Origin of the sequence: Novosphingobium panipatense, from assembly GCF_900182875.1 — a bacterium.
In the GTDB taxonomy this organism is placed as follows: Bacteria; Pseudomonadota; Alphaproteobacteria; order Sphingomonadales; family Sphingomonadaceae; genus Novosphingobium; species Novosphingobium panipatense.
Genome location: NZ_FXUI01000003.1, coordinates 153,320 through 174,348 on the forward strand (window position 1 = coordinate 153,320; position 21,029 = coordinate 174,348).

21 protein-coding genes are annotated in these 21,029 nt (G+C 63.3%); 11 read left to right on the forward strand and 10 right to left on the reverse strand.

Features of this window, described 5'->3' with window-relative positions; genetic code table 11:
• Positions 1 to 2: 2 nt before the first annotated feature.
• Genes QOL62_RS06005 through QOL62_RS06025 form a run of 5 tightly spaced genes read right to left on the reverse strand, consistent with a single transcriptional unit; the run spans position 3 to position 4,357 of the window.
• Entirely contained in the window at positions 3 to 902 is a 900-nt protein-coding gene (locus QOL62_RS06005) for an enoyl-CoA hydratase (RefSeq protein WP_283405584.1), read from the reverse strand.
• Entirely contained in the window at positions 899 to 1,714 is an 816-nt protein-coding gene (locus tag QOL62_RS06010; protein ID WP_283405585.1) for a CoA-transferase subunit beta, read from the reverse strand. The genes QOL62_RS06005 and QOL62_RS06010 overlap by 4 nt, the downstream gene beginning before the upstream one ends.
• A complete protein-coding gene (locus QOL62_RS06015) occupies positions 1,714 to 2,616 on the reverse strand; it encodes a CoA transferase subunit A (RefSeq protein WP_283405586.1) in 903 nt (300 codons plus the stop codon). Before QOL62_RS06015 ends, QOL62_RS06010 begins: the two co-directional genes overlap by 1 nt.
• Positions 2,613 to 3,530 (reverse strand): VOC family protein, encoded by a 918-nt coding sequence (locus QOL62_RS06020; protein WP_283405587.1) that lies wholly within the window; start codon positions 3,528 to 3,530, stop codon positions 2,613 to 2,615. Before QOL62_RS06020 ends, QOL62_RS06015 begins: the two co-directional genes overlap by 4 nt.
• A 5-nt stretch (positions 3,531 to 3,535) precedes the next feature.
• Complete coding sequence (locus QOL62_RS06025) at positions 3,536 to 4,357, reverse strand: SDR family oxidoreductase (protein ID WP_283405588.1); 822 nt, start codon at positions 4,355 to 4,357, stop codon at positions 3,536 to 3,538.
• Positions 4,358 to 4,483: 126 nt separating this feature from the next.
• On the opposite strand from QOL62_RS06025, the gene QOL62_RS06030 reads away from it, so the two are divergent.
• Genes QOL62_RS06030 through QOL62_RS06065 form a run of 8 tightly spaced genes read left to right on the forward strand, consistent with a single transcriptional unit; the run spans position 4,484 to position 11,703 of the window.
• Positions 4,484 to 5,695, forward strand: coding sequence for an acyl-CoA dehydrogenase family protein (locus tag QOL62_RS06030; RefSeq protein ID WP_283405589.1), 1,212 nt, complete (start codon positions 4,484 to 4,486; stop codon positions 5,693 to 5,695).
• Between the two features lie 7 nt (positions 5,696 to 5,702).
• A complete protein-coding gene (locus QOL62_RS06035) occupies positions 5,703 to 6,521 on the forward strand; it encodes an alpha/beta fold hydrolase (protein WP_283405590.1) in 819 nt (272 codons plus the stop codon).
• Positions 6,496 to 7,008 (forward strand): flavin reductase family protein, encoded by a 513-nt coding sequence (locus tag QOL62_RS06040; RefSeq protein ID WP_283405591.1) that lies wholly within the window; start codon positions 6,496 to 6,498, stop codon positions 7,006 to 7,008. Before QOL62_RS06035 ends, QOL62_RS06040 begins: the two co-directional genes overlap by 26 nt.
• Positions 7,005 to 7,799: a fumarylacetoacetate hydrolase family protein gene (locus tag QOL62_RS06045; protein ID WP_283405592.1), complete on the forward strand. Its 795-nt coding sequence runs from the start codon at positions 7,005 to 7,007 to the stop codon at positions 7,797 to 7,799. Before QOL62_RS06040 ends, QOL62_RS06045 begins: the two co-directional genes overlap by 4 nt.
• 9 nt (positions 7,800 to 7,808) lie before the next feature.
• Entirely contained in the window at positions 7,809 to 8,735 is a 927-nt protein-coding gene (locus QOL62_RS06050; protein WP_283405593.1) for an acetaldehyde dehydrogenase (acetylating), read from the forward strand.
• Positions 8,732 to 9,775, forward strand: coding sequence for a 4-hydroxy-2-oxovalerate aldolase (gene dmpG / locus QOL62_RS06055; protein WP_283405594.1), 1,044 nt, complete (start codon positions 8,732 to 8,734; stop codon positions 9,773 to 9,775). The genes QOL62_RS06050 and dmpG overlap by 4 nt, the downstream gene beginning before the upstream one ends.
• A 4-nt stretch (positions 9,776 to 9,779) precedes the next feature.
• Positions 9,780 to 11,234: an FAD-dependent oxidoreductase gene (locus tag QOL62_RS06060; protein ID WP_283405595.1), complete on the forward strand. Its 1,455-nt coding sequence runs from the start codon at positions 9,780 to 9,782 to the stop codon at positions 11,232 to 11,234.
• On the forward strand, positions 11,227 to 11,703 hold the full coding sequence (locus tag QOL62_RS06065; RefSeq protein ID WP_283405596.1) for a nuclear transport factor 2 family protein: 477 nt from the start codon (positions 11,227 to 11,229) through the stop codon (positions 11,701 to 11,703). Before QOL62_RS06060 ends, QOL62_RS06065 begins: the two co-directional genes overlap by 8 nt.
• On the opposite strand, the gene QOL62_RS06070 is transcribed toward QOL62_RS06065, so the two are convergent.
• Positions 11,672 to 12,415: an SDR family NAD(P)-dependent oxidoreductase gene (locus QOL62_RS06070; RefSeq protein WP_283405597.1), complete on the reverse strand. Its 744-nt coding sequence runs from the start codon at positions 12,413 to 12,415 to the stop codon at positions 11,672 to 11,674. The genes QOL62_RS06065 and QOL62_RS06070 overlap by 32 nt on opposite strands.
• A 152-nt stretch (positions 12,416 to 12,567) precedes the next feature.
• On the reverse strand, positions 12,568 to 14,889 hold the full coding sequence (locus QOL62_RS06075; RefSeq protein WP_283405598.1) for a TonB-dependent receptor: 2,322 nt from the start codon (positions 14,887 to 14,889) through the stop codon (positions 12,568 to 12,570).
• A 179-nt stretch (positions 14,890 to 15,068) separates the two neighbouring features.
• On the opposite strand from QOL62_RS06075, the gene QOL62_RS06080 reads away from it, so the two are divergent.
• Positions 15,069 to 15,713 (forward strand): nuclear transport factor 2 family protein, encoded by a 645-nt coding sequence (locus QOL62_RS06080; protein ID WP_283405599.1) that lies wholly within the window; start codon positions 15,069 to 15,071, stop codon positions 15,711 to 15,713.
• A gap of 57 nt (positions 15,714 to 15,770) precedes the next feature.
• Here the strand turns inward: QOL62_RS06080 and QOL62_RS06085 are convergent, their stop codons facing one another.
• Genes QOL62_RS06085 through QOL62_RS06095 form a run of 3 tightly spaced genes read right to left on the reverse strand, consistent with a single transcriptional unit; the run spans position 15,771 to position 19,097 of the window.
• Positions 15,771 to 16,583 (reverse strand): SDR family NAD(P)-dependent oxidoreductase, encoded by an 813-nt coding sequence (locus QOL62_RS06085; RefSeq protein WP_283405600.1) that lies wholly within the window; start codon positions 16,581 to 16,583, stop codon positions 15,771 to 15,773.
• On the reverse strand, positions 16,580 to 18,274 hold the full coding sequence (locus QOL62_RS06090; RefSeq protein ID WP_283405601.1) for an FAD-binding protein: 1,695 nt from the start codon (positions 18,272 to 18,274) through the stop codon (positions 16,580 to 16,582). Before QOL62_RS06090 ends, QOL62_RS06085 begins: the two co-directional genes overlap by 4 nt.
• 49 nt (positions 18,275 to 18,323) lie before the next feature.
• Positions 18,324 to 19,097 carry an SDR family NAD(P)-dependent oxidoreductase gene (locus QOL62_RS06095; RefSeq protein ID WP_283405602.1) on the reverse strand — a complete coding sequence of 258 codons (774 nt, stop codon included), beginning with the start codon at positions 19,095 to 19,097 and terminating at the stop codon, positions 18,324 to 18,326.
• A 148-nt stretch (positions 19,098 to 19,245) separates the two neighbouring features.
• On the opposite strand from QOL62_RS06095, the gene QOL62_RS06100 reads away from it, so the two are divergent.
• Both QOL62_RS06100 and QOL62_RS06105 read left to right on the forward strand, forming a co-directional pair.
• Positions 19,246 to 20,007, forward strand: a complete 762-nt coding sequence (locus tag QOL62_RS06100; protein ID WP_103730777.1) for an SDR family NAD(P)-dependent oxidoreductase — start codon at positions 19,246 to 19,248, stop codon at positions 20,005 to 20,007.
• Positions 20,008 to 20,158: 151 nt separating this feature from the next.
• On the forward strand, positions 20,159 to 21,025 hold the full coding sequence (locus QOL62_RS06105; protein ID WP_283405603.1) for an SDR family NAD(P)-dependent oxidoreductase: 867 nt from the start codon (positions 20,159 to 20,161) through the stop codon (positions 21,023 to 21,025).
• Positions 21,026 to 21,029: the final 4 nt, after the last annotated feature.

Here is a 21,029-nt window from a genome sequence, read left to right on the forward strand (position 1 = left end):
GCTCAGTTCTCGCCTGCCTGCTTCTTGTTCGCCTGGGCCATCTTCGCGCCGTCGAGACCGCCCAGCGAATTGCCGGAAACGAGATCGTTCTGGGCATGGGCGAAGTGGTGCATGTGGAACACCGCATCCATCGCGGAACGCTTGCCCTGCAGGTCCTCGACGTGGTTGAGCGCCTGCTTGGTCAGCCAGTTGCCGAGGCGAGGGCGGGTGGCGATTTCGTGAGCCATGGTCGAGACCGTGTCGCGCAGCTCGGCGCGGGGGGCGATCTCGTTGACCATACCGTACTGGAAGGCCCGCTGCGCGGGCATGCGTTCGCCCAGCAGCAGGAACGCCTTGGCAATGCGCGGCGGCAGCTCATGGCCATGCGCGAAGTATTCGACGCCCGGGATGCCCATGCGGTTCACCGGATCCTGAAAGAAGGCGTCATCGCTCGCGACGATGAGATCGCAGACCCAGGCCAGCATCAGGCCCCCCGCAATGCAGGCGCCCTGTACCATGGCGATGGTCGGCTTGGGAATGTCCCGCCAGCGGCGGCACATTCCCAGATAGACCTCATGCTCGCGGGTATAGAGCAGTTCGGCGCCGGGCCGGTTGGTGTGATCGGCCAGCAGGTGCTTGCGCTCAAACGGGACCAGATGGTCGCGCCCCGGAGTGCCGATGTCGTGTCCGGCGCTGAAATGCTTGCCCTCGCCACCGAGCACGATCACCTTGATGCTGTCAGCGTCGGTGGCCCGTCGGAACGCTTCATCGAGCGCGTAGGTCATCTGACTGTTCTGCGCGTTGTTGAAGGTCGGCCGGTCCATCATGATCCAGGCGACCGGTCCGTCGGTTTCATAACGAACGGGCTGGTCCGTCTCGTAGACGGGATCCTGAGGCTGGCGAGGGACGAAGGCGTCGCTCATGCAACAGCGCTCCCGGCGGCAGCCGTGCCAAGGGCTGCCGGGTTGTCCTTGATCACCGTGGCGCGAATGTTGTGCGGGTCGAGCTGGCGGATGATTTCCAGCGCGTCTTCGCCCGGAAGCGGCGTTTCGCCGGCTACGGCGTCGATCAGCGGAAACCCGGTCTGCTCCTGCACCTGCGCGAATGTCACGCCGGGGTGCAGGGAGACCACGCGAACGGCATGGTCGGGGCCGCCGAAATCCATCACGCAAAGATTGGTGACGATGAAACGCAGGTCGATGTCGCCGTAGGCGCCGCCGGGAATGCGCTTTGCCGGATTGTAGCCGGCGCTCGAGACCATATCCACTTCGCCTTCCACGAAGGTGCGCTTCGAATGGAAGGGAATAAACATGGAGTTCGCGTGATAGATGGAATTGCCCGGGAAGCCGCGCACGCCCAGCATCTGCGTCTTGGGTTGATGGTGCGTTCCGCCCAGCTGCGAGAGGTTGGTCTGGCCGAACCGATCGACTTGAGTGGGGGTCACCATCGCGTGACGGCGGCCCGTGGTCCACACCGCGCTGTCAAAGAAGCGCGAGAAGGGCAGGTAGCCGGCGAACCTGGGCTTGAAGTCTCCACGCGGCCCGAGCGGCACCGGCTGCTCCACCAGATAGGCCTCGCCGTCGGTCATCATCAGGCCCGGCGAGTGAGTCAGCTTGGCAAGACCCGCGCCGACGCGCGGAACCGGGCCGATGCCGGTCGCAATCTGTTCCGCGCCCGTGCGGAATGCTTCGGAGCAGGCGAAGATGCACAGCTCTGCAAGGGTCACATTGCTCATCAGAATATCGGCAGCGGGAGAGCCGCGACCGCCTCCTTTCCACCGAAACCTTCAAGATAGGACGCTTCGTCCGTACCCACGAAACGGGGTGCCGCCGCGGCCCAGCCACCTTCTTCCCTGGCGGCATCGGCGTAGGCCTTGAACGCCTTCATGTCCCAGCCATAGGCGGGCGGCATGGAGCTTGGATGCGAACCGAAGGGGATTTCTACCACGCCGGTCACGAAGCAGCGTTCGAAGACATTCGCCTTCACGTCTTCCGGGTAGTGATCTTCCATGCGGTCGACCAGTTCCTCGCACGACACGTAGGTCCTGTCCGCGGCCTTGGCGAACCACTCATCGTAATACGTGTCAGGGCCGAGCGCCTGCACGTTGCCGCGCCAGTCGCTGCGGTTCACGTGGATCAGCGCTGCGTCCAGCTTTAGCGCAGGCATGGCGATCAGCACTTCGCCGTCATCGTAGGGCGACTGAACGGTCTTGAGCCCGCCCAACTCGGCAAGGTCCGTGCCAAGGCCGACGCGGGTTGGCAGAAACGGCATGCGAAACGCGGCTGCCTTGAGGCCCCACTGGAACATGCCTTCGTCCAGTTCGAGAACTTCGATCTGACCGGCTTCGCGCGCCTTGCGGAACCAGGGTTCCAGCGGGATCGCGTCGAGCGACACGAAAGCGAAGACGAGCTTCTTCACCTTGCCCGCAGCACAGAGCATGCCGACGTCCGCGCCGCCATAGGACACGATGGTGAGGTCCTTGAGATCCGAACGCATGATCTCGCGTACGAGCGCCATGGGTTTGCGCCGCGGCCCCCATCCGCCGATGCCGATCGTCATACCGTCCTGCAACTGACCGACGATTTCCGCCGCGGTCATGCGCTTGTCGAGAGCGGCGGCCTTCACTGCCACGGTCATTTCGCCTCCTGTTCCGCCATTGCTTTTTGCCAGGCCCAAAGGTGGCCCCAGACGCTGATCTGTTCGTGCCGGGTCGTTTCCCAGGTGCCCGGATCGATCACCAGACCGTCGCAGCCGATTTCGAGATCAAAGCCGCTGGGGGTCTGGACGTAAAAGCTGGTCATCTCGTCGTTGACGTGACGGCCGAGCGATGCGCTCTCCGGATAGCCGTGGACGCGCATGCGATCGTATGCCTTGCCAACCTCAATGAGGTTGGGCAGTTCGACCATGAGGTGGACGCATCCGGAGGGCGGGACAGGGCTTTCGCCCAGCGCCAGGCAGTGATGACGCCCGTTTTCGCCATGCATGAAGGCGAAGTGCATCGGCGGGTTTTCCGGGCCCATCAGGTGAAACACCGGAAGGTCCGTGTCGCCCAGCCCGATTACATCCTTGTAGAAGCGGTAAGTTTCTTCGAAGTTGGGCGCGGCAAAGACCGCGTGGCCCATGCCGATGTCGCCTGTAACGAACCCCTCGACGCCGATCGGCGAGACGAACGGTTCGGCGAGTTTCTTGTCGCCATGATAGAACTCAAGGCCGTTGCCGGTGGGATCGCAGGTGCGCAGCAGGCCCAGCGCGCCGCGTGCGAGGGCTTCGTCCTCGTTCGCCCAGCTCACGGGGTGGCCGCCTGCCGACAACGCCTCGGCCAGTGTCGAAAGCTCGTCCGCGCTGCCCATTTCGTAGCCAGCTGCAACCAGGCGCTCGGTGTCGCCTGATTGAATGCGAAAGCGGAAGAGGCGGTCGTCGATACGGTAGAGGGCTGCACTGTCAGCCGCGCCGGTCGTGCGCATCGCGCCGACCAGTTCGGTCAGGAAATGCTCCCATTTCTCCGGCTTTGCAGTCTCCACGACTACATAGCCAAGCGACTTAACACCCATCTAATTCAAGCCCCCTTCACGAGATCGAGGAAATACGGCCGCTCACCGCCGCCATCGACGTTGATCCGCGCTCCGCTGACCCATTGGGCAAGCGGCGAGCACAGCCACAGGACCGCGCCGGCCAGATCGTTGCCGGTACCCATCCGGCCCAGCGGCATCGATGCGGCTACCTTCGCCTGAGCTTCGGCATCGCCGTATGTGGTCGCCGAAGTTTCAGTCTGCATCAGGCCCGCGATGATCGCGTTAACCCGGATGCCATCGCGCCCCCACTCGGCAGCAAGGCTTTGCGTAAGATTAAGCAGTCCTGCCTTCGCAGCCCCGTAGATCGCGGTGCCCGGCGAGGGGCGGATGCCTGAGACACTGGCGATGTTCACGATCGAGCCGCCCGACGCCTTCATGTGCGGATAGGCGGCCTGTGCCATGAACAGCGGAGCCATCAGGTTGAGCTTGAGAATGGCGTCGACGAAGCGCGGGCTGGCGTTCTGCGCTTCCGTGGCGGGCGAACCACCGGCGTTGTTGACGACGATATCGAGGCGGCCGTGCCGCGCGACAACACCATCCACCAGGGCGGCGGCCTGCTCCGCGTCACGAACATCGGCAGCCTGGAACGCCACGCCTCCGGGAAGGTGGCCCGGGTCGTTGCGCCCGCAGACGGTGACGGAGCACCCCGCCTGCGCAAGGATTGCCGCAATGTCACGGCCGAGACCGCGCGTGCCACCCGTGACGATCGCCACCTGGCCAGCGAGGCCAAGGCTCGCAGGGTCGATGAGGATGGGGGACGTTTCCAAGGCTTCCTTCTCCTGCTGGCGTTCGATGATTCGCGCCATCAATTTTGCTCAAAAGCTCACTATCGAAAGCCAGAACGCTTTGCAATTGACGATTTGCGTATTTCTCACTAGCCATGTCTACGAAGATTGTCTGGATTTTACGAGTCGATGGGAGTGGACAGCGAAATGGTTGCAGCTGTGGTGCGCGAGAATGTCGGGCAGGCGCCTTCGCCGGAGGAATTGATTGCGCGGGCAAAGGCGATGATCCCGGCGCTGAAGTCGCGGGCCCGTCAGTGCGTTGCGGACCGCAATGTCCCTGCGGAAACGATCGAGGAGCTGCGGAAGAACGGCTTTTTCCGGATTCTCCAGCCCAAGCGTTTCGGCGGGTACGAGATGGAGCCGAACGTCTTCTTCGAAGTGCAGAAGGCGCTTGCGCAAGGCTGCATGTCCACCGGCTGGATGTACGGCGTCGTAGGCTGCCATCCTTTCGAGATCGCCCTGTTCCATGACAAGGCGCAGCAGGAAGTCTGGGGTGAGGACGCCGATACGCTGGCGTCCTCCTCGTATCAGCCGGTCGGCAAGGTGACTCACGTCGACGGCGGCTTCCGTCTCTCCGGCCGCTGGGGGTTCTCAACCGGTTCGGCTCATTGCCAGTGGGTGCTGCTGGGTGCTTTCGTTCCCCCGAAGAGCGAAGGCGACGCAATGGAAATGCGCACCTTCCTGCTCCCGCGCAGCGACTACACGATCGACTTCGACGCGTGGCACACCTTCGGTCTTCAGGGCACGGGCAGTCATGACATCATCGTCGACGATGTCTTCGTTCCCGATTATCGTACCCATCGCGGCAGCGACGGTTTCCACTGCACGAACCCCGGGCAGGAGGTGAACACCGCGCCGCTCTTCAGCCTGCCCTGGGCGCAGGTTTTCGTGCGCTCGGTTTCTACGGCAGCCTTCGGCGGTGCGCAGGCCGCAGTGGACGCCGGTGTCGCCATCATGAAGGACCGCGTGTCCACCAACACCGGCAAGGCCTCGAAGGCCGATCCCATCCTTCATGCCGCGATCGCCAATGCGCAGATGCAGATCGACGAGATGGAGGCGACGCTTCGCCTCACGTTCGAGGAGCTGATGGCTTATGCCAACAGCGGCGAGGTCATCCCGCTTGAACGGCGCGTCTATTTCGCGGGCCAGTCCGCAACCGTGGTTCGCCGTCTGGCCGATCTCGTGGATGACATCGTGCAGCTGCTCGGCGGCCGGGCCATCTACATGAGCAGCGAGATCATCCAGCCCTGGCTCGATCTCAACGCCGGCCGTGCCCACGTTGCCAATGATATCCACAACCGTTCGGCAGACGTCATCGGCTCGATGATCGGCCTGCCCCCGATGAACCCCTTCGTCTGAGGTCGTCATGTCCGATCTTCGCGGGTACACGTATGCCGTCGACGGCGGCTATGACATCCACCTCCAGGAGGCGGGGGAGGGGCCTGCGGTCGTGTTCCTGCACGGCAGCGGTCCCGGCGCTTCGGGAGCGTCGAACTTCCGTCAGAACTGGGGTGCTTTCGTCCAGGCAGGCTATCGCGTGATCCTGCCGGACCTGATCGGTTATGGCGCATCCTCGAAGCCGGAAGGCATCGATTACACGCTGCAGCTGTTCACTGACAGCGTCCATGAGGCCCTGCGCGCGCATGGCATCGAAAGCGCGGCGCTTGTGGGCAATTCGCTGGGCGGCGGAATTGCGCTTCAGATCGCCCTCGATGATCCAGCGTTCGTGACGTCGCTGGTCCTCATGGCGCCCGGTTGCATCGAGGAGCAGGCCGCCTACTTCCAGATGCCCGGGATCGCCAGGATGGTGTCCGGTTTCGGTAGTCCGGACTTCAGCGTGGAAGAGCAGAAGAGGCTCGTCTCCAACCTCGTGCATCCCAGCTTCGTCGCCAGTATTCCCGACAGCCTTGTGGCCGATCGCTATGCCGTTGCAAGGACGCAGCCGAAGGACGTGCTCGCCCGTATGCGCACCCCCAATCTCGGCCCGCGCCTTGGGGAAGTGAAGCAGCCGATGCTGGTTCTCTGGGGGCTTCAGGATGAGTTCTGCCCGGAACGGGGCACGCGGCTGTTCCTCGACGCGGGGTGCGATGTACGGACGATGACCTTCAACAACGTGGGCCATTGGGTTCAGGTCGAGCGCGCCGAGGAGTTCAACCGTCATGCCATCGGGTTTCTTGATGGCTGAAGGCTATCCTATCGTGGCTGACGGGCTGCCGGCCGTGTTCAAGGCGGCCATGCGCCGCCTTGCCGCGTCGGTCTCGATCGTCGTTGCACAAGGCAATGACGGGCCGGTGGGTATCGCTGCCACTTCTGTCACATCGCTGACGATGGATCCGCCCGCGCTGCTGGTCTGCGTGAACCGCTCAGCCAGCCTTCATGCGACGCTGGTGCCGACGGCGCCGTTGTCGATCAACCTGCTGTCGCGTGACCAGGCCGACGTTGCGGGCGCCTTTGGTGGAGGTGTTGCCCAGTCCGAGCGTTTCGGCATGGGGCAGTGGCAGTCGAACGAGACGGGCCTGCCCGAGCTGGCAGGGGCACAGGCGAACCTGCACTGCGTGATCGACGCCATGCTGGCCTACGGCACTCACAGCATCGTCATCGCCCGTGTTCTGCAGGCCAGGGTTGGCGAGGGGATCGCGCCACTAATTTATCAGGATGGAGGATTTCTATGACCGCTGCGGACAGGGAGGCCCAGCTCGACGGGTTTTCTGACGCGCTGTTCCGCGCGCTGCGCGAACGCCGCACGATCGAGCCGCTCATCAATAGCGATCCTACGCTGACCGTTGACGATGCTTATCGCATCTCGCTGGGTTTCCTTGCGCGGCGCACCGCACAGGGCGAACGGATCGTTGGCAAGAAGATCGGTGTGACCAGCAAGGCCGTTCAGGACATGCTGGGTGTGCACCAGCCGGACTTCGGCTTCCTGACCGACTGGATGCACGTCGAAGGGAACATCGACATTGACGCGAAGGGACTGATAGCGCCGCGTGCGGAAGCGGAGATCGCCTTCATTCTCAAGGAAAGCCTCAACGGCCCGGGCGTCACGGCGGCGCAGGTGATCGCAGCGACCGAAGCAATCGTCCCGTGCTTCGAGATCGTGGACTCGCGCATCACCGACTGGAAAATCGCCATCGCCGATACCGTCTCGGACAACGCCTCCTGCGGTGTCTTCGTGCTCGGCGACGCGCGAGCGGACCCGCGCGAGCACGATCTTCCGAACCTGTATGTGACGGTTACCAAGAACGGCGAGCCGCTTTCGGAAGGCTACGGCCATGCCGTTCAAGGCGATCCGGCGCAGGCTGTTGCGTGGCTCGCCAATACGCTGGGCGCGCATGGCGTCACGCTCGATGCCGGGGACATCATCCTGTCAGGCTCCGTCGTGCCGCTGGAGCCCGCAGCCAAGGGCGACCGGTTCGAAATGACGCTGCACGGCATCGGCACGTGCGCCGCGAATTTTGTGTGAGGGATTACAATGGCAAAGGTTAAAGCCGCGATCATCGGTTCGGGCAACATCGGCACCGACCTCATGATCAAGATGATCAAGTACCCGCAGAACATGGAACTCGTGGCCGTCGTCGGCATCGACGAGAACAGCGAAGGCTTGGCCATGGCCCGCGCCCGAGGCGTGGCTACCACGCACGAAGGCCTCGAAGGTCTGCAGAAGCTGGATTGCTACAAGGACATACGCATCGTCTTTGACGCCACCAGCGCCTATGCGCACAAGGTCCACGACGCCGCGCTGCGGGCTGACGGGATCCGCGTCGTCGACCTCACTCCGGCCGCGATCGGCCCGTTCACTATTCCCCCGGTCAACATGCGCGCGCATCTGGACCAGGCCAACGTCAACATGGTGACGTGCGGCGGACAGGCAACCATTCCGATGGTGGCGGCGGTCAGCCGCGTGGCCAAGGTCCACTACGCCGAGATCGTTGCATCGGTGTCCTCGCGCTCAGCGGGACCCGGCACGCGCGCTAATATCGATGAATTCACCCGTACGACCTCGCGTGCGATCGAGGAAGTGGGCGGAGCGACAAAGGGCAAGGCGATCATCATCCTGAACCCCGCCGAGCCGCCGATGATCATGCGCGACACCGTCTTCACCCTGTCCGAAGACGCGGATGAAGAAGCGATCCGCCGCTCCGTGGGGGAAATGGTGGCCGAAGTGCAGAAGTACGTGCCGGGATACCGCCTCAAGCAGGACGTGCAGTTCGAGCGCTTCGGTGACAACAATCGCCTGAAGATCCCCGGCATGGGCGAATTCACGGGAATCAAGACCAGCATCTTCCTCGAGGTCGAAGGAGCAGGCGATTACCTGCCTTCCTACTCGGGAAACCTCGACATCATGACGGCGGCCGCCAAGGCCACGGGCGAACTGATCGCGGAAGGAATCGCGGCATGAGCACCAGCGGATTCAACGTAGAAGCCGGTGACAAGATCTATATCCAGGACGTCACCCTGCGGGACGGGATGCACGCGGTGCGCCACATGTACGGCGTGGACCACGTTCGTGCGATTGCAGTAGCACTGGACAAGGCGGGTGTTGACGCCATCGAAGTCGCCCATGGCGACGGCCTTTCGGGTACGAGCTTCAACTACGGGTTCGGCGCCCATACGGATTGGGAATGGCTGGAAGCCGTTGCCGATGTGCTGGAACGCAGCGTACTGACCACGCTGATCCTGCCCGGTCTGGGCACGGTGGAGGAACTACGCCGCGCCTATGACATCGGCGTGCGCTCGGTCCGTGTGGCGACTCACTGCACCGAGGCCGACGTTTCCAAGCAGCACATCGGCATCGCCCGGGATCTTGGCATGGACGTGTCCGGCTTCCTGATGATGAGCCACATGATCGAGCCTGAGGCTCTGGCTCAGCAGGCGCTTTTGATGGAAAGCTATGGCGCGCACTGCGTCTATGTGACCGATAGCGGCGGCGCGCTCGACATGGACGGCGTGAAGGCACGTCTGGAGGCTTACGACCGTGTGCTGAAGCCCGAAACCCAGCGCGGCATGCACGCGCACCACAACCTGGGCCTCGGCGTGGCGAACTCGATCGTCGCGGCGCAGGGCGGCGCGGTGCGGATCGACGCGAGCCTTGCAGGCATGGGCGCGGGCGCAGGCAACGCGCCGCTGGAAGTGTTCATCGCCGCGGCCGACCGCAAGGGCTGGAATCACGGCTGTGACGTGATGGCACTGATGGACGCAGCCGAAGACCTCGTCCGTCCCCTTCAGGATCGACCCGTCCGCGTCGACCGCGAAACCCTCGCGCTGGGCTATGCCGGTGTCTACTCCAGCTTCCTGCGGCATGCGGAGAAAGCCAGCGCCGACTACGGCCTCGACACGCGCGAGATTCTTGTCGAACTCGGTCGTCGCAAGATGGTGGGCGGACAGGAAGACATGATTGTCGACGTCGCGCTCGACCTGGTCAAGGCCAAGGCGGAGTGAGCAGATGACCGAGATATCGCTTTATTCTCCGTTCCCGGCCAACGAAGTTCCATCCTGGGACTTCGAGACCGACGTCGTCGTCGTCGGTTTCGGCGCGGCGGGAGCCTGCGCCGCGATAGAGGCTGCTGACGCCGGCGCGCAGGTCATGCTGTTCGAACGTAATTCGGGCAGCGGCGGCGCTTCCGCGCTTTCGGGCGGCGAGATCTACATCGGCGGCGGCACGGACGTGCAGATCGCGGCCGGCTTCGAAGATACGCCGGAGGAACTCGCGGCCTACCTGAAGGCGGCGGGGGGCCCCTGTGCAGATGAAGCGAAGTGCGATCTCTACGCACAGGAATCCCTTTCCCATTATGCATGGTTGAAGGCGCAGGGCGTGCCCTATCGGGGTAACTACCTGCCCGGCAAGCACATCGAGCCGACCGATGATTCCACCCTGATCTGGTCCGGAAGCGAGGCGGCGGCGCCGTTCTGTACACTGGCCAGGCCCGCGCCCCGTGGCCATGTCATCCAGCACATGGGCTGGGGTGGCGGTCGTCCGCTCATCGATCTGCTCGAAACGCGCGCACGCGAGAAGGGCGTCGAGGTCATCGCCGATTCACGGGCGGTCGCGCTCGTCCAGGAAGGCGCAGCGATCGTCGGCGTGGTTGTGCGTATCGACAACCGGACCCGTTTCGTCCGCGCGCGCAAGGGCGTGGTTCTCGCCACTGGCGGCTTCGTGCTGAATGAGGGGATGCGGCGTAAGTACTGTCCGCAGACGTTCCGCATCAACGATCCTATCGGTGACAAGGATGATGGTTCGGGCATCGAACTCGGGATAAGTGCGGGAGGCGATGCCATCCACATGGACCAGTTCTTCACGACCTGTCCCTGGACCATCCCTGAATCCCATGCCTACGGTGTGATGGTCAACCAGCAGGGGCAGCGCTTCATCAATGAGGATTGCTACCACGGTCGGGTTAGCCGGGCCGCGGTCGATCAGCCCGGAGATCGGGTCTACCTGCTCCTCGACAGCGCTCATTTCCAGCAGCCGCCCGGTTTCGCACGTGTGGCCATCGCCGGGACGGGCGAGGACTGGGAAGAGGTCGAACGCGAGCTGGAGATGCCCGAAGGTACGCTGTCGACGACCATGGCGTTCTACAACAGGCATGCCCGCGAAGGCCGCGATCCGCTGTTCGACAAGCGCACGCCCATCCTGACGCCGCTTGACCAGGGCCCGTTCGTCGCGCTCGAGCTCAACTTCCAGACGAGCTACTTCAGCTTCTTCACGCTTGGCGGTCTGCGGACCAGCACAGATGGTGAAGTGCTCAACCGTGCGGGAACGCCGATATCCGGCCTGTTCGCCGCCGGTCGCTGCACCAGCGGCCTTCCGGCGTGGGGTCACGGCTATTCCTCCGGCCTGAGCCTGGCTGACTGCACGTTCTTCGGCAGACAGGCCGGCCGCAAGGCAGCCGGTGCGTGATGACCTTGCCTCCCGGTTGCAGGCACTGGAAGACCGGGAGGCCATCCGCGATCTCATCGCTCGCTACGGCCCGCTTGCGGATAGCGGGGAGGCGGGCGATTTGGCCCAATTGTGGACCTCGGACGGCATCTACGCCGTTGGAGGCATGGGCGAAGCACAGGGCCATACGGCCATCGCCGGTCTTATCGAAGGCGTGGTCCATCAAAAACTGATGCAGGACGGCTGTGCTCATGTCCTGAGCCCGATCGCCATCGAACTGGACGGCGACGACGCTGTTGCCGTTGGCTACAGCGTCGTGTTTCGTCATGATGCCGGCGAATTCGTGGTGGAGCGGGTCTCAGCCAATCGCTGGAGCCTGCAGCGGGGGCCTAGAGGCTGGCAGGTGCACCGCCGCGACAATGCACTTCTCGATGGAACTGCCGCGGCGCGAGCCTTGCTCAGCCTGCCAGTTGCCCGCCGTCGACGGTAAACAGCGATCCCGTCACCTTGCGGGCATCGTCGCTGGCGAGGAACGCAAACATCGCCGCCACATCCTCCGGATCGCAGATTCCGTCCTTGAGCTTGGGCGCGTTGCGCGTGACCAGGTTCCAGTCGAGATCGCCCTTGGGAGGCGGCGAAGTGCCCATCGCTGTGTTGACCTGTCCGGGGCAGATCGCGTTGATACGTAGGCCCGCGCTGGCGAATTCGACGGCGAGGCTCTTGGTGATCGCCGCAACCGCATGCTTCGAAGCCGCGTAAGCTACGGTATAGGCGATGCCCTGGAGCGACGCTGTCGACGCCGTGTTGATGATCGTGCCCTTGCTTTTCAAAAGATGGGGCAGTGCCGCCTGACACAAGGCAAACACGCTTGTGGTGTTGATGAGCATGACGCGTTCGAAATCCTCAAGCGGAAAATCGATCGTCGGCCCCCACCGCAAGATGCCCGAGATGTTGCAGAGAATGTCGAGGCCATCCGCAGCGGCCCTGGCGACCAGTGCCTGGCAGGAGGCTGTGTCCGCCGCGTCGAAGGTGATTCGGTCGCGCGGTAGCGTCGGCATCTGCGCGGCCGTCTCGTCCAGCCCCTCGGCGTTGATATCGGCAATCGTGACAATCGCGCCTTCTGCGGCAAGGCGGATCGCTGTCGCCCGTCCAATGCCCGATGCGGCGCCTGTGACGAGCGCCCGTCTTCCATCCAGTCTCATGCAAGTCTCTCCCGGATTTGCTCGCGTCAGGAGGGTTCACCAGCGCGAGCGTGAATTGCCACGGCTCCTTCTTGCGGGGAGCGCGTGGCCGTATCATCACGCCACAGGCGCCAGCGAGAGCTGTATCGCCCGCGCTGGCGCCGAAGGCCTCATCAGAACTTCGCGCCCAGCGAAACGCCCCAGGTGCGCGGGTCCGGATAGTAGGCAAGCAGGATGCCGCCAAAGCCGGGGCCCATGTCGATGAAGTTCGACGCATTGTCTTCCTTCGTCAGGTTGCGGACGAAGCCGGCCAGTTCGAAAGTCGTGTCGCCGACCTGCACGTCGCTGAGGGCGAGCCGCAGATTGACGATCGTGCGCCCCTTTGAACGCGAGTCATAGGCGTTTTGGGCGGGGCGTGCCGGATCGTTCTCGAGGGCGTAGGGATAGGTGAAGTAGGAGGACACGTGGCTCAGATCACCATTGAGGTTGACCTTGCCCCAGTCGCCCCTGACGATCTCCCAGTCCGCGCCAAGCGACAGCTGCCGCTTCGGGGCGTGAGGGAAAGCGCGCTTGTCCGAGACGTCGACGCCGCCGTCCTCATAGCTGTTGTACTTGGCATCCAGCAGGGAGAACGAGCCGTTGAGGGTGACGCCGTCGACCGGGCGCAAAATCGCTTCGAACTCCAGCCCCTGGATGCGCGCGGACGCCGCATTGCGCACCACCGAGGAAGCCGCGCCGTCCGCGGTGAAGATTGACAGCTGGATATCATCGTGGATGTCGCGGAATGCGGCAACGTTGAAGATCAGGCGATTGCCGAGAAGCTTCGTCTTCACGCCGAATTCGTAGCTGTCGACCATCTCCGGCTTGTAGGGCAGGCAGAGCTCGGTGAGGCCATAGGCACAGCCTTCCGGTGCGGCGGGATCGAAGAAGACGTTGGTTTCGCCGTTGAAGCCGCCGGACTTGAAGCCGCGCGCATAGCGGGCATAGACGTTGAGCGTCTGGTTCGGCGACCAGGACAGCGTCGCGGCGGGCGAGAAATTGTTGTATTTCGCATCCGGCACGCCGCCGTAAGGCAGGTCGACCACCGTCTGCAGCGGATCGCCGACAGCGAAGAAGCGACGGACATCCTTCTTCTCGTGCGTGTAGCGGGCTCCAAGTGTGAGCTTGAACTGATCGGTCAGAGCATAGTCAAGCTGACCGAACAGGGCGATCGCCTTGGTGTGGGAGCCGTAGTCCGTCTGGTAGAATTGACCGCCCTGGCTATCGAAGGCGCCGAAGAAGCGCTGTTCGCCCAGCGTCTCGGCCTTTTCCTGATAGTAGAAGGCACCGGCGACATATTCGAGACGATTGTCGAAGGCCTTGCCGGATACCTGCAGCTCCTGGCTGAATGCATCGAAGCGCGTGTCCCGTCCGGTATAGGCGACGTCGAGCGGTGTGCCGTCGAGGTCGATACCGTCCTGCCACTTGAGATTTCGGTATGCGGTTATCGACTTGATGGTGAATGTATCCAGTTCGGCGGTAAGCGTCAGGGCATGGCCATAGGCACGCGAACGCTCGAAGATCGCAGCGTCGATGGACGCTTCGGTTTGCCTGTCTTCCCGTACATACAGATTGAGGGGAAGCTCCGGTATGTATGCGTCGGAACCGGGATCGAAGATGCCGCCGGAACCAACGCCGACAAGCTGGGCGAGCGGCGGGCGCTGCTTCGTCCGGTTGTAGTCGAAGGTGTAGTCGGCAGTCACGACATCGCTGATCTCTGCACGGACCTGAGCCATCAGGCTGTAGCTGTTGATGGTGTCGATCTGGCTGACCTTGGGCTCTTCGGCCAGGGCAACTTCGGGATAGGGATTATCGACCATGTCGACAATGCCGTCACGCTTGACGATCTGGCCGGAAACCTTGGCCGAGAAGATGCCCGATCGAGGCAGGTCCAGCGTGGCGCTGAGGCGGCGCTGATCGTAGGATCCATACGAAAGATCGACGGAACCGCCGAACTCGCCGCTGGGCTTCTTCGTGACGAGGTTCACGGCCCCGGCCAGCGCATTGCGGCCGTAGAGCGTGCCCTGCGGCCCACGCAGCACCTCCACGCGTTCCAGATCGGCCACGTCGAAGATAGAGCCCTGTGCTTTGGCGATGTAGACGCCGTCCACATACAATCCAACAGCAGGTTCCCATGTGATGGCCGGGTTCGTGGTCACCGACCCGCGGATCGCGATCTGCGAGATCGTCTTGCTCGATGGAGCGCGTTCGATCTTTACGTTGGGCGCCATGGTGCCCAGGGCGTCGATGGAGGTGATGCCGCGCGATTCAAGGAACTGGCTGCCAATTGCAGAAATGGCGATCGGGACGTCCTGGATGTTCTCGGACCGCTTCTGGGCCGTGACGACGATGTCGCCAATGCCCATGCTTTCACTGTCAGCGTCCTGCGCCGTGGCGGTCGGAGCGCCGAGCAGAATGACGGGCAGCATTGCGGCAGATGCGAAAAGGTTCTTCATGATCCTCCCCTCCATGTGGGTTCCTGCGGGTCTATGAGACCTCGCTTTACGTAGATTCGGCAGGCCTGCGGCTACGATCTACGATATTCAAAGGCAATACTAATGTGATATGCGTACGGATATTAGCTATGACTTACGCGTAGCGTGGTGTGCCCGCCACGGCAGCCAAGGGAGGATCTATGGCCACTGACCCTGCACTTCTCGCCCGTATCGAAAGGCTCGAGTCGCTCGACCAGATACGTCAGCTACCCGCCAAATATGCGCTTGCCCTCGACATGAGGGACATGGACGCAATGGCTTCGTTGTTTCCGGAGGACGTCCGGGTAGGCCGTGAAGAGACGGGCCGAAAGGCGTTCCGCGCATGGATGGACCGCACGTTGCGCTCGCCCTTCACGGGTACATCGCACCACATCGGCGGTCACATCATCGAGTTCGACGATGCGGATCATGCGCAAGGCGTCGTTTACTCGAAGAACGAGCATGAGACCGGCGACGAATGGGTCATCATGCAGATGATGTACGTCGATAACTACGTCAGGATACAGGAGCCCGATGGACCGCGGTGGTACTTCGCGCGCCGGCTCCCGCTTTACTGGTATGCGACCGATCTCAACCAGCCGCCCGTCGGTGACAACAAGATGCGCTGGCCGGGTACGGAGTGGACGGAAGGCAACTTCCACAAGCTCTTTCCCAGCTATGCGGAGTTCTGGGCGCGGGAAGGCGACCATGGTGGCCCCGTGGCGGAGCCTGCGCCGTTCGACGGGTTCCTGGCAACGATGCGCCGGGGTGCGGATGCGCCCCGGGTGAAGGTGCGGGCAGACTGAGAAGATGGCGCGCCATGCACCGCATGGCGCGCCACCTTGCAGCCAACGGCGCCGGTATCAGAGGAAGTAGCTGCCGCCGTTGGCGGTAAGCACGGAACCGGTCACGAAGCTGGCATCATCACTCGCCAGGAAGGACACGGCGCTGGCGACCTCGTGCGGATCGGCGAGGCGGCCCAGCGGTATTGCCTTCTCCATCGAGGCGACCCACTCTTCCGGAATGCCTGCCATGACGGGCGTGTTCGTCGGCCCCGGAGCAACGGCGTTGAAGCGCAGGCCACGCGGCGCCAGCTCACGCGAAAGCTGACGCACCAGACCGATGACGGCCGCTTTCGAGGCGCAGTAGTGGGGCGATCCCTCGCCCGACTGGGCGCTGGTCGAACTGATCGCAACGAAGCTGCCCGGCTTGCCGTCCCGGGCCATGACGCGGGCGAATTCACGGGCGAGATAGAAGGTCCCGTTGAGGTTCACGGCCAGGACGTCTGCCCAGCCTTCATCTTCCATGTGGATCAGCTGGTCGACGAAGATCTCGGATGAACCCTTGTCGGCGAGTTCGGCATTGCGCTGAGCCATGGCGCCGTAGAACTGCTCCGATCCGTCCTTGGCCGCCTGCCCGATCCCAGCATTGGCGACCGCGACATCCAGGCGGCCGAACGCTTCGCGCGCCTGCTGCACGGCAGCTGCCACGGAAGCGGAATCGCCGACGTTGCACTGGATGGCAAGCGTGGCGCCGGTGCCCCTGGCTTCTTCCAGGTTCAGGTCGAGCGCGGCGACGTGGGCGCCTTCGGCCAGCAAGCGCTCGACGATCGCCTTGCCGATGCCGCGGCCGGCGCCGGTGACGATCGCTGCCCGGCCTACAAGCTTACCACTCATGAAACATTCCTTTTCGTTGCGTGACGAGCGGCAAGCATGCCGAACGTCAGGGCGGGGCCGATGGTCACACCGGCGCCCGGATAGCTTTCGCCCATCACTGACGCGGCGCTGTTGCCGATGGCGTAAAGACCCGTGATCGCAGTGCCGGACTGGTCTAGCACGCGGGCCTGTTCGTCGGTGACGAGACCGCCGTTCGTGCCGATGTCGCCCGGGAACATCGGCATTGCGTAGAAGGGCGCTTCATCGATGGGACGGAGCGAAGGGTTGGGCGTCACGCGCGGATCGCCGTACATCTTGTCGTATGCAGCCTCGCCGCGGTTGAAGTCGGGGTCGATCCCCTCTGCCGCGAACGTGTTGAAGCGCTTCACCGTATCCGTGAGGACGGCCGGATCGACGCCGATCGCGCGGGCGAGTTCCGCGATGGTCCTGCCTTTCTTCATGACCGACCGGACGCGCCGGTTCTGCGCCCAGTCGGGCAGCAGAGGCAGGAGCGGGCCAGCGGGATAGAGGTGACGGTAGCGGTGGTCAAAGATGAACCAGGTCGGCGCGGCATCCCCTATTTCGGCCTGCCGTCGCGCCATGGTCTGTCCGCAGATGTGGTAGGAAGCCGCTTCGTTCATGTAGCGGCGGCCATCCTGCGCGACCATGATGGAACCCGGCAGGGCACGCTCGATCGTCGACAGGCGCCCGCCCGGTTCACCCGGGAGATGGAACATCGGAGCGGCCCATGCCGATTGCATGTTGCGGGTGGCCGCGCCGAGCCGGGACGCAAGGGTGATGGCATCGCCGGTGTTCTCACCGACCCCGCCGGACAGCCACGCTCGCGGATAAAGCGGGCTGTTTGCATCCCGCATGGCCTGGTTCTTGTCGAAACCGCCTGCAGCGAGGATCACGCCCTTGCGGACGCGAATGCTCTCGATCTTGCCGTTCCTGCGGATACGGGCACCGACGACATTGCCGTTCTCGGCGACCAGTTCTTCCAGGCTTGTCCCGAGATGAATGGGAATCTTGCGCTCGTTCAGCGCGATGCGAAGCCCGCCTGACAGGGCATTGCCCAGCGTCAGGCGCCGATCCTTGCGGGAGGTCAGGCGGAATGGAAGATCCAGCCAGTAACGCGCCAGGCTTTTGGCAAGGCTGATCCACCAGCCCTTGGGCCGGAAGAGCATGATGTAGGTTTCGTCGAAATGCCAGTTCAGGTAGCCGAAGAGGCTTGCGGCAGGCGAGGCGAAGCGCAAGGTGCGCACGTCCTTGCCCAATGCGCTGCCGTCCACCGGAAGTGGCATGTGCGTGCGAAAACCAGTGGGCGACCCGCCCGGATTCTCCGCGTGATAGTCGGGGTAAGGGTGCGCCTCATAGGAAATCCCGGTGTGCTGCGTCATCCAGCGCAGCATGACGGAGGCATTCTCCACGAAGGCGCGGATGTTGGCGTCCGGCACGTCGGCAGCCGAAAGGCCCCGGACGTACGTGAAGGCATCTTCGAAGCTGTCGTCGAAGCCCGCAGCGGCGGCCTGGTCGCTCTTCGGGATCCAGATGCCGCCGCCAGAGGTCGCCGAGGTCCCGCCCCACAAAGCGGCTTTCTCGATAATGAGGGTCTCGGCTCCCTCGGTGGCGGCGACGAGCGCCGAGAGAAGCCCGCCGGCACCTGAGCCGACAACCAGTACGTCGATTTCCCGGTCCCACTTGCCAGTCATGCTATCCTCTCGCCGGTCGTTGCCGGTGCTCAGTTTCGGTCGTCTGTGATTATGAGGGCAGATAAAGCTGCGCCGACTTGCCGCCATCCACCGGCAGCGAAACGCCGGTGATGTAGCTCGCCGCGTCGGACAGCATGAAGACGATCGCTTCGGCGAGTTCGTCGGGCTCCCCACCGCGGCCCATCGGGATGGCATCCGCAGTCTTGGCGGCAAGTTCCGGTGCCATGGCGTTGTACTCCATGGTCGCGGCGGTGTTTACCTGGCCGGGGACAATGGCGTTGACGCGAATGCCCTGACGCGCGCCCTCCATCGCGGCCACGGCCGTGAACTGCATGAGGGCAGCCTTCGATGCGGAGTAGCTCGACATGTAGGCCGCAGCGCGCATGCCGCAGGTGGAGGAAATATTGACGATGGACCCTTTGCCGGCGGCGCTCATAGCCTTCATCGCCGCCTTCGTGCCCACGAAAACGGCTTCGGCGTTGACTGCGAAGTCACGGCGCCAGTGGTCGAGCGTGAGGTCGCTGATCGGCGCGTAATGGGTCGACATGGCGTTGTTCACCATCATGTCCAGGCGACCGCGCTCCTGTGTCACACGTTCCACGAGTGCAGTGAACGCGTCGTAGTGGGTCACGTCGAGCTGCATGGCTTCGACGCTGCCGCCCTCAGCTTCGATCTCCGCCCGTGCCTTGTCGAGCTGTTCGGCGCGGCGGCCGCAGATCACCACGTGGGCACCGCGCTTTGCCAGCAGTGCCGCAGTCGCGAACCCGATGCCGTCGCTACCACCTGTGATAATTGCAACCTGTCCGCTGAAGTCCTGTGCCATCGCCAATCCTGCTCCTTGTCATGCCGTTCCGGGCCAAGTTGGGATTGTCCTAGCGGCACAACGCAATTGACGCAAGCATCAGCATCATGGCAGAGCAATGCGTAGATAAATCAATAGCTGTTTACGAAAAACGATTTTGGAGAGAAGAGTGGCCGATCTTTCGGGAAAGGTGGCGCTGGTCACCGGCGCTGGGCAGGGCATCGGGCAGGGCATTGCAATGGCGCTTGCCAATGCGGGGGCTGCGGTTGCGGTTACCGGGCGAACCCAGGCGAAGCTGGACGCGACTTGCGATGCCGTAGCCGCGGCAGGTGTAGAAGTGATGGGGATCACTTGTGACGTCAAGGACCCGCTGGCGCTGCGGGATCTTGTGCAGCAGGTCCGCGCACAGCTGGGCGGAATCGACATCCTCGTAAACAATGCGCAGGAGGTGCCGAACGGAAAGCTGCTGGACGTCAGTGACGAGGCCTTCCAGGCCGGCTTCGATTCCGGCCCTCTAGCCGCATTTCGCCTGATGAAGGCCGTTCATCCGATCATGGTGGAACGCGGCGGCGGCACGATCATCAATCTCGCCTCTTCTGTTGGAGTGCGCTGGGACATGACCGGCTATGGAGCCTATGCTGCGGTAAAGCAGGCTCTGCGTTCGCTGACCCGCGCTGCGGCGGCAGAATGGGGCGACGTTGGTATTCGCGTCCTTACCGTTGCTCCGCATGGTAAGTCTCCCGGGCTGGAGCGCTGGCTGCGCGATAATCCTGAAGAAGGCGCGGCCTTCTTCCGCACAATTCCACTGCGCCGGATCGGTCGACTGGTCGAAGACATCGGCACTGCCGTCGCCAGCCTGTGTGGAGACGAATTCTCGTACCTGACTGGCGCCACCATCCCGCTTGACGGGGGGCAGGCCAATTTCGACTGACGGAGTTCAGCCTTTCGCGCCGCGGCAACTTACGCCACCAGAGCCAAGAAAATTTTAGAACGCGTATTTTTGACCTTTTGTTTCTTCGCAAAGTGAAACATATTGAGGTTTAATAATCGGCTATGCGTCGAATCCATGAGAGGGGACTGAATTGCGTAAGATTGCGCTTGTCACCGGCGGCAGCCGAGGAGCCGGTCGGGGTATCGCTCGCGGTTTCGGTGAACTTGGCTATACCGTATACGTCACGGGGCGCACGCTGCAATCGGGTGCGGCAAAGGGTTGGGACGGCTCGATCCTGCCCGGAACGGTCGCGGAAACCGCTGCCGAAGTGACCGCCGCTGGCGGGCAGGGCATCCCGGCCATCTGTGACCATGCCGACGACGGGCAAGTCGCAGCGCTTTTCCAGCGCATCATGGACGAGCAGGGGCGTCTGGACGTTCTCTTCAACAACGCCACCTACATCCACTCCCAGCTCATCGAAAAGAAGCCCTTCTGGGAAAAGGATCTCGACGCCGTCAGGATCATGGATGTGGGCCTGCGCTCGGCCTACGTCGCGTCGTGGCATGCGGCACGCATCATGGTTCCCCAGGGCAGTGGCATCATCGGCTTCGGGTCCTCGTTCGGAGGATCGTGCTACATGCATGGGCCCGCTTACGGCGCGCAGAAGGCGGGTATCGATAAGCTCGCGCATGACATGGAGCATGACCTGCGCGGGTCCGGCGTGGTCGCCGTTTCGATCTGGATGGGTCCGCTGGTCACCGAGCGCTCGCTTATCGCGCAGAAGACCAACCCGGAGCAATACGAAGACTTCATCGACAGTGCCGAGAACCCGGAGTTCACCGCGCACGTCGTCGATGGCATCGACAAATCGCCGCGCCGCGACGAGCTGTCCGGCCAGACGCTGATCGCAGCGGAAATCGCCCGGGAGCTTGGCATAACCGACCGGGGCAAGGAACGGCCCAGCTACCGCGAGATGCTGGGGAGCCCCCGGGAGAAGAACCCGGCAGCGGTCTACTAAACGA

Coding starts and splice junctions, on each gene's coding strand:
- QOL62_RS06005 (WP_283405584.1), bottom strand. CDS start 902: ATGAGCGACGCCTTCGTCCCTCGCCAGCCTCAGGATCCCGTCTACGAG.
- QOL62_RS06010 (WP_283405585.1), bottom strand. CDS start 1,714: ATGAGCAATGTGACCCTTGCAGAGCTGTGCATCTTCGCCTGCTCCGAA.
- QOL62_RS06015 (WP_283405586.1), bottom strand. CDS start 2,616: ATGACCGTGGCAGTGAAGGCCGCCGCTCTCGACAAGCGCATGACCGCG.
- QOL62_RS06020 (WP_283405587.1), bottom strand. CDS start 3,530: ATGGGTGTTAAGTCGCTTGGCTATGTAGTCGTGGAGACTGCAAAGCCG.
- QOL62_RS06025 (WP_283405588.1), bottom strand. CDS start 4,357: ATGGCGCGAATCATCGAACGCCAGCAGGAGAAGGAAGCCTTGGAAACG.
- QOL62_RS06030 (WP_283405589.1), top strand. CDS start 4,484: ATGGTTGCAGCTGTGGTGCGCGAGAATGTCGGGCAGGCGCCTTCGCCG.
- QOL62_RS06035 (WP_283405590.1), top strand. CDS start 5,703: ATGTCCGATCTTCGCGGGTACACGTATGCCGTCGACGGCGGCTATGAC.
- QOL62_RS06040 (WP_283405591.1), top strand. CDS start 6,496: ATGCCATCGGGTTTCTTGATGGCTGAAGGCTATCCTATCGTGGCTGAC.
- QOL62_RS06045 (WP_283405592.1), top strand. CDS start 7,005: ATGACCGCTGCGGACAGGGAGGCCCAGCTCGACGGGTTTTCTGACGCG.
- QOL62_RS06050 (WP_283405593.1), top strand. CDS start 7,809: ATGGCAAAGGTTAAAGCCGCGATCATCGGTTCGGGCAACATCGGCACC.
- dmpG (WP_283405594.1), top strand. CDS start 8,732: ATGAGCACCAGCGGATTCAACGTAGAAGCCGGTGACAAGATCTATATC.
- QOL62_RS06060 (WP_283405595.1), top strand. CDS start 9,780: ATGACCGAGATATCGCTTTATTCTCCGTTCCCGGCCAACGAAGTTCCA.
- QOL62_RS06070 (WP_283405597.1), bottom strand. CDS start 12,415: ATGAGACTGGATGGAAGACGGGCGCTCGTCACAGGCGCCGCATCGGGC.
- QOL62_RS06075 (WP_283405598.1), bottom strand. CDS start 14,889: ATGAAGAACCTTTTCGCATCTGCCGCAATGCTGCCCGTCATTCTGCTC.
- QOL62_RS06080 (WP_283405599.1), top strand. CDS start 15,069: ATGGCCACTGACCCTGCACTTCTCGCCCGTATCGAAAGGCTCGAGTCG.
- QOL62_RS06085 (WP_283405600.1), bottom strand. CDS start 16,583: ATGAGTGGTAAGCTTGTAGGCCGGGCAGCGATCGTCACCGGCGCCGGC.
- QOL62_RS06090 (WP_283405601.1), bottom strand. CDS start 18,274: ATGACTGGCAAGTGGGACCGGGAAATCGACGTACTGGTTGTCGGCTCA.
- QOL62_RS06095 (WP_283405602.1), bottom strand. CDS start 19,097: ATGGCACAGGACTTCAGCGGACAGGTTGCAATTATCACAGGTGGTAGC.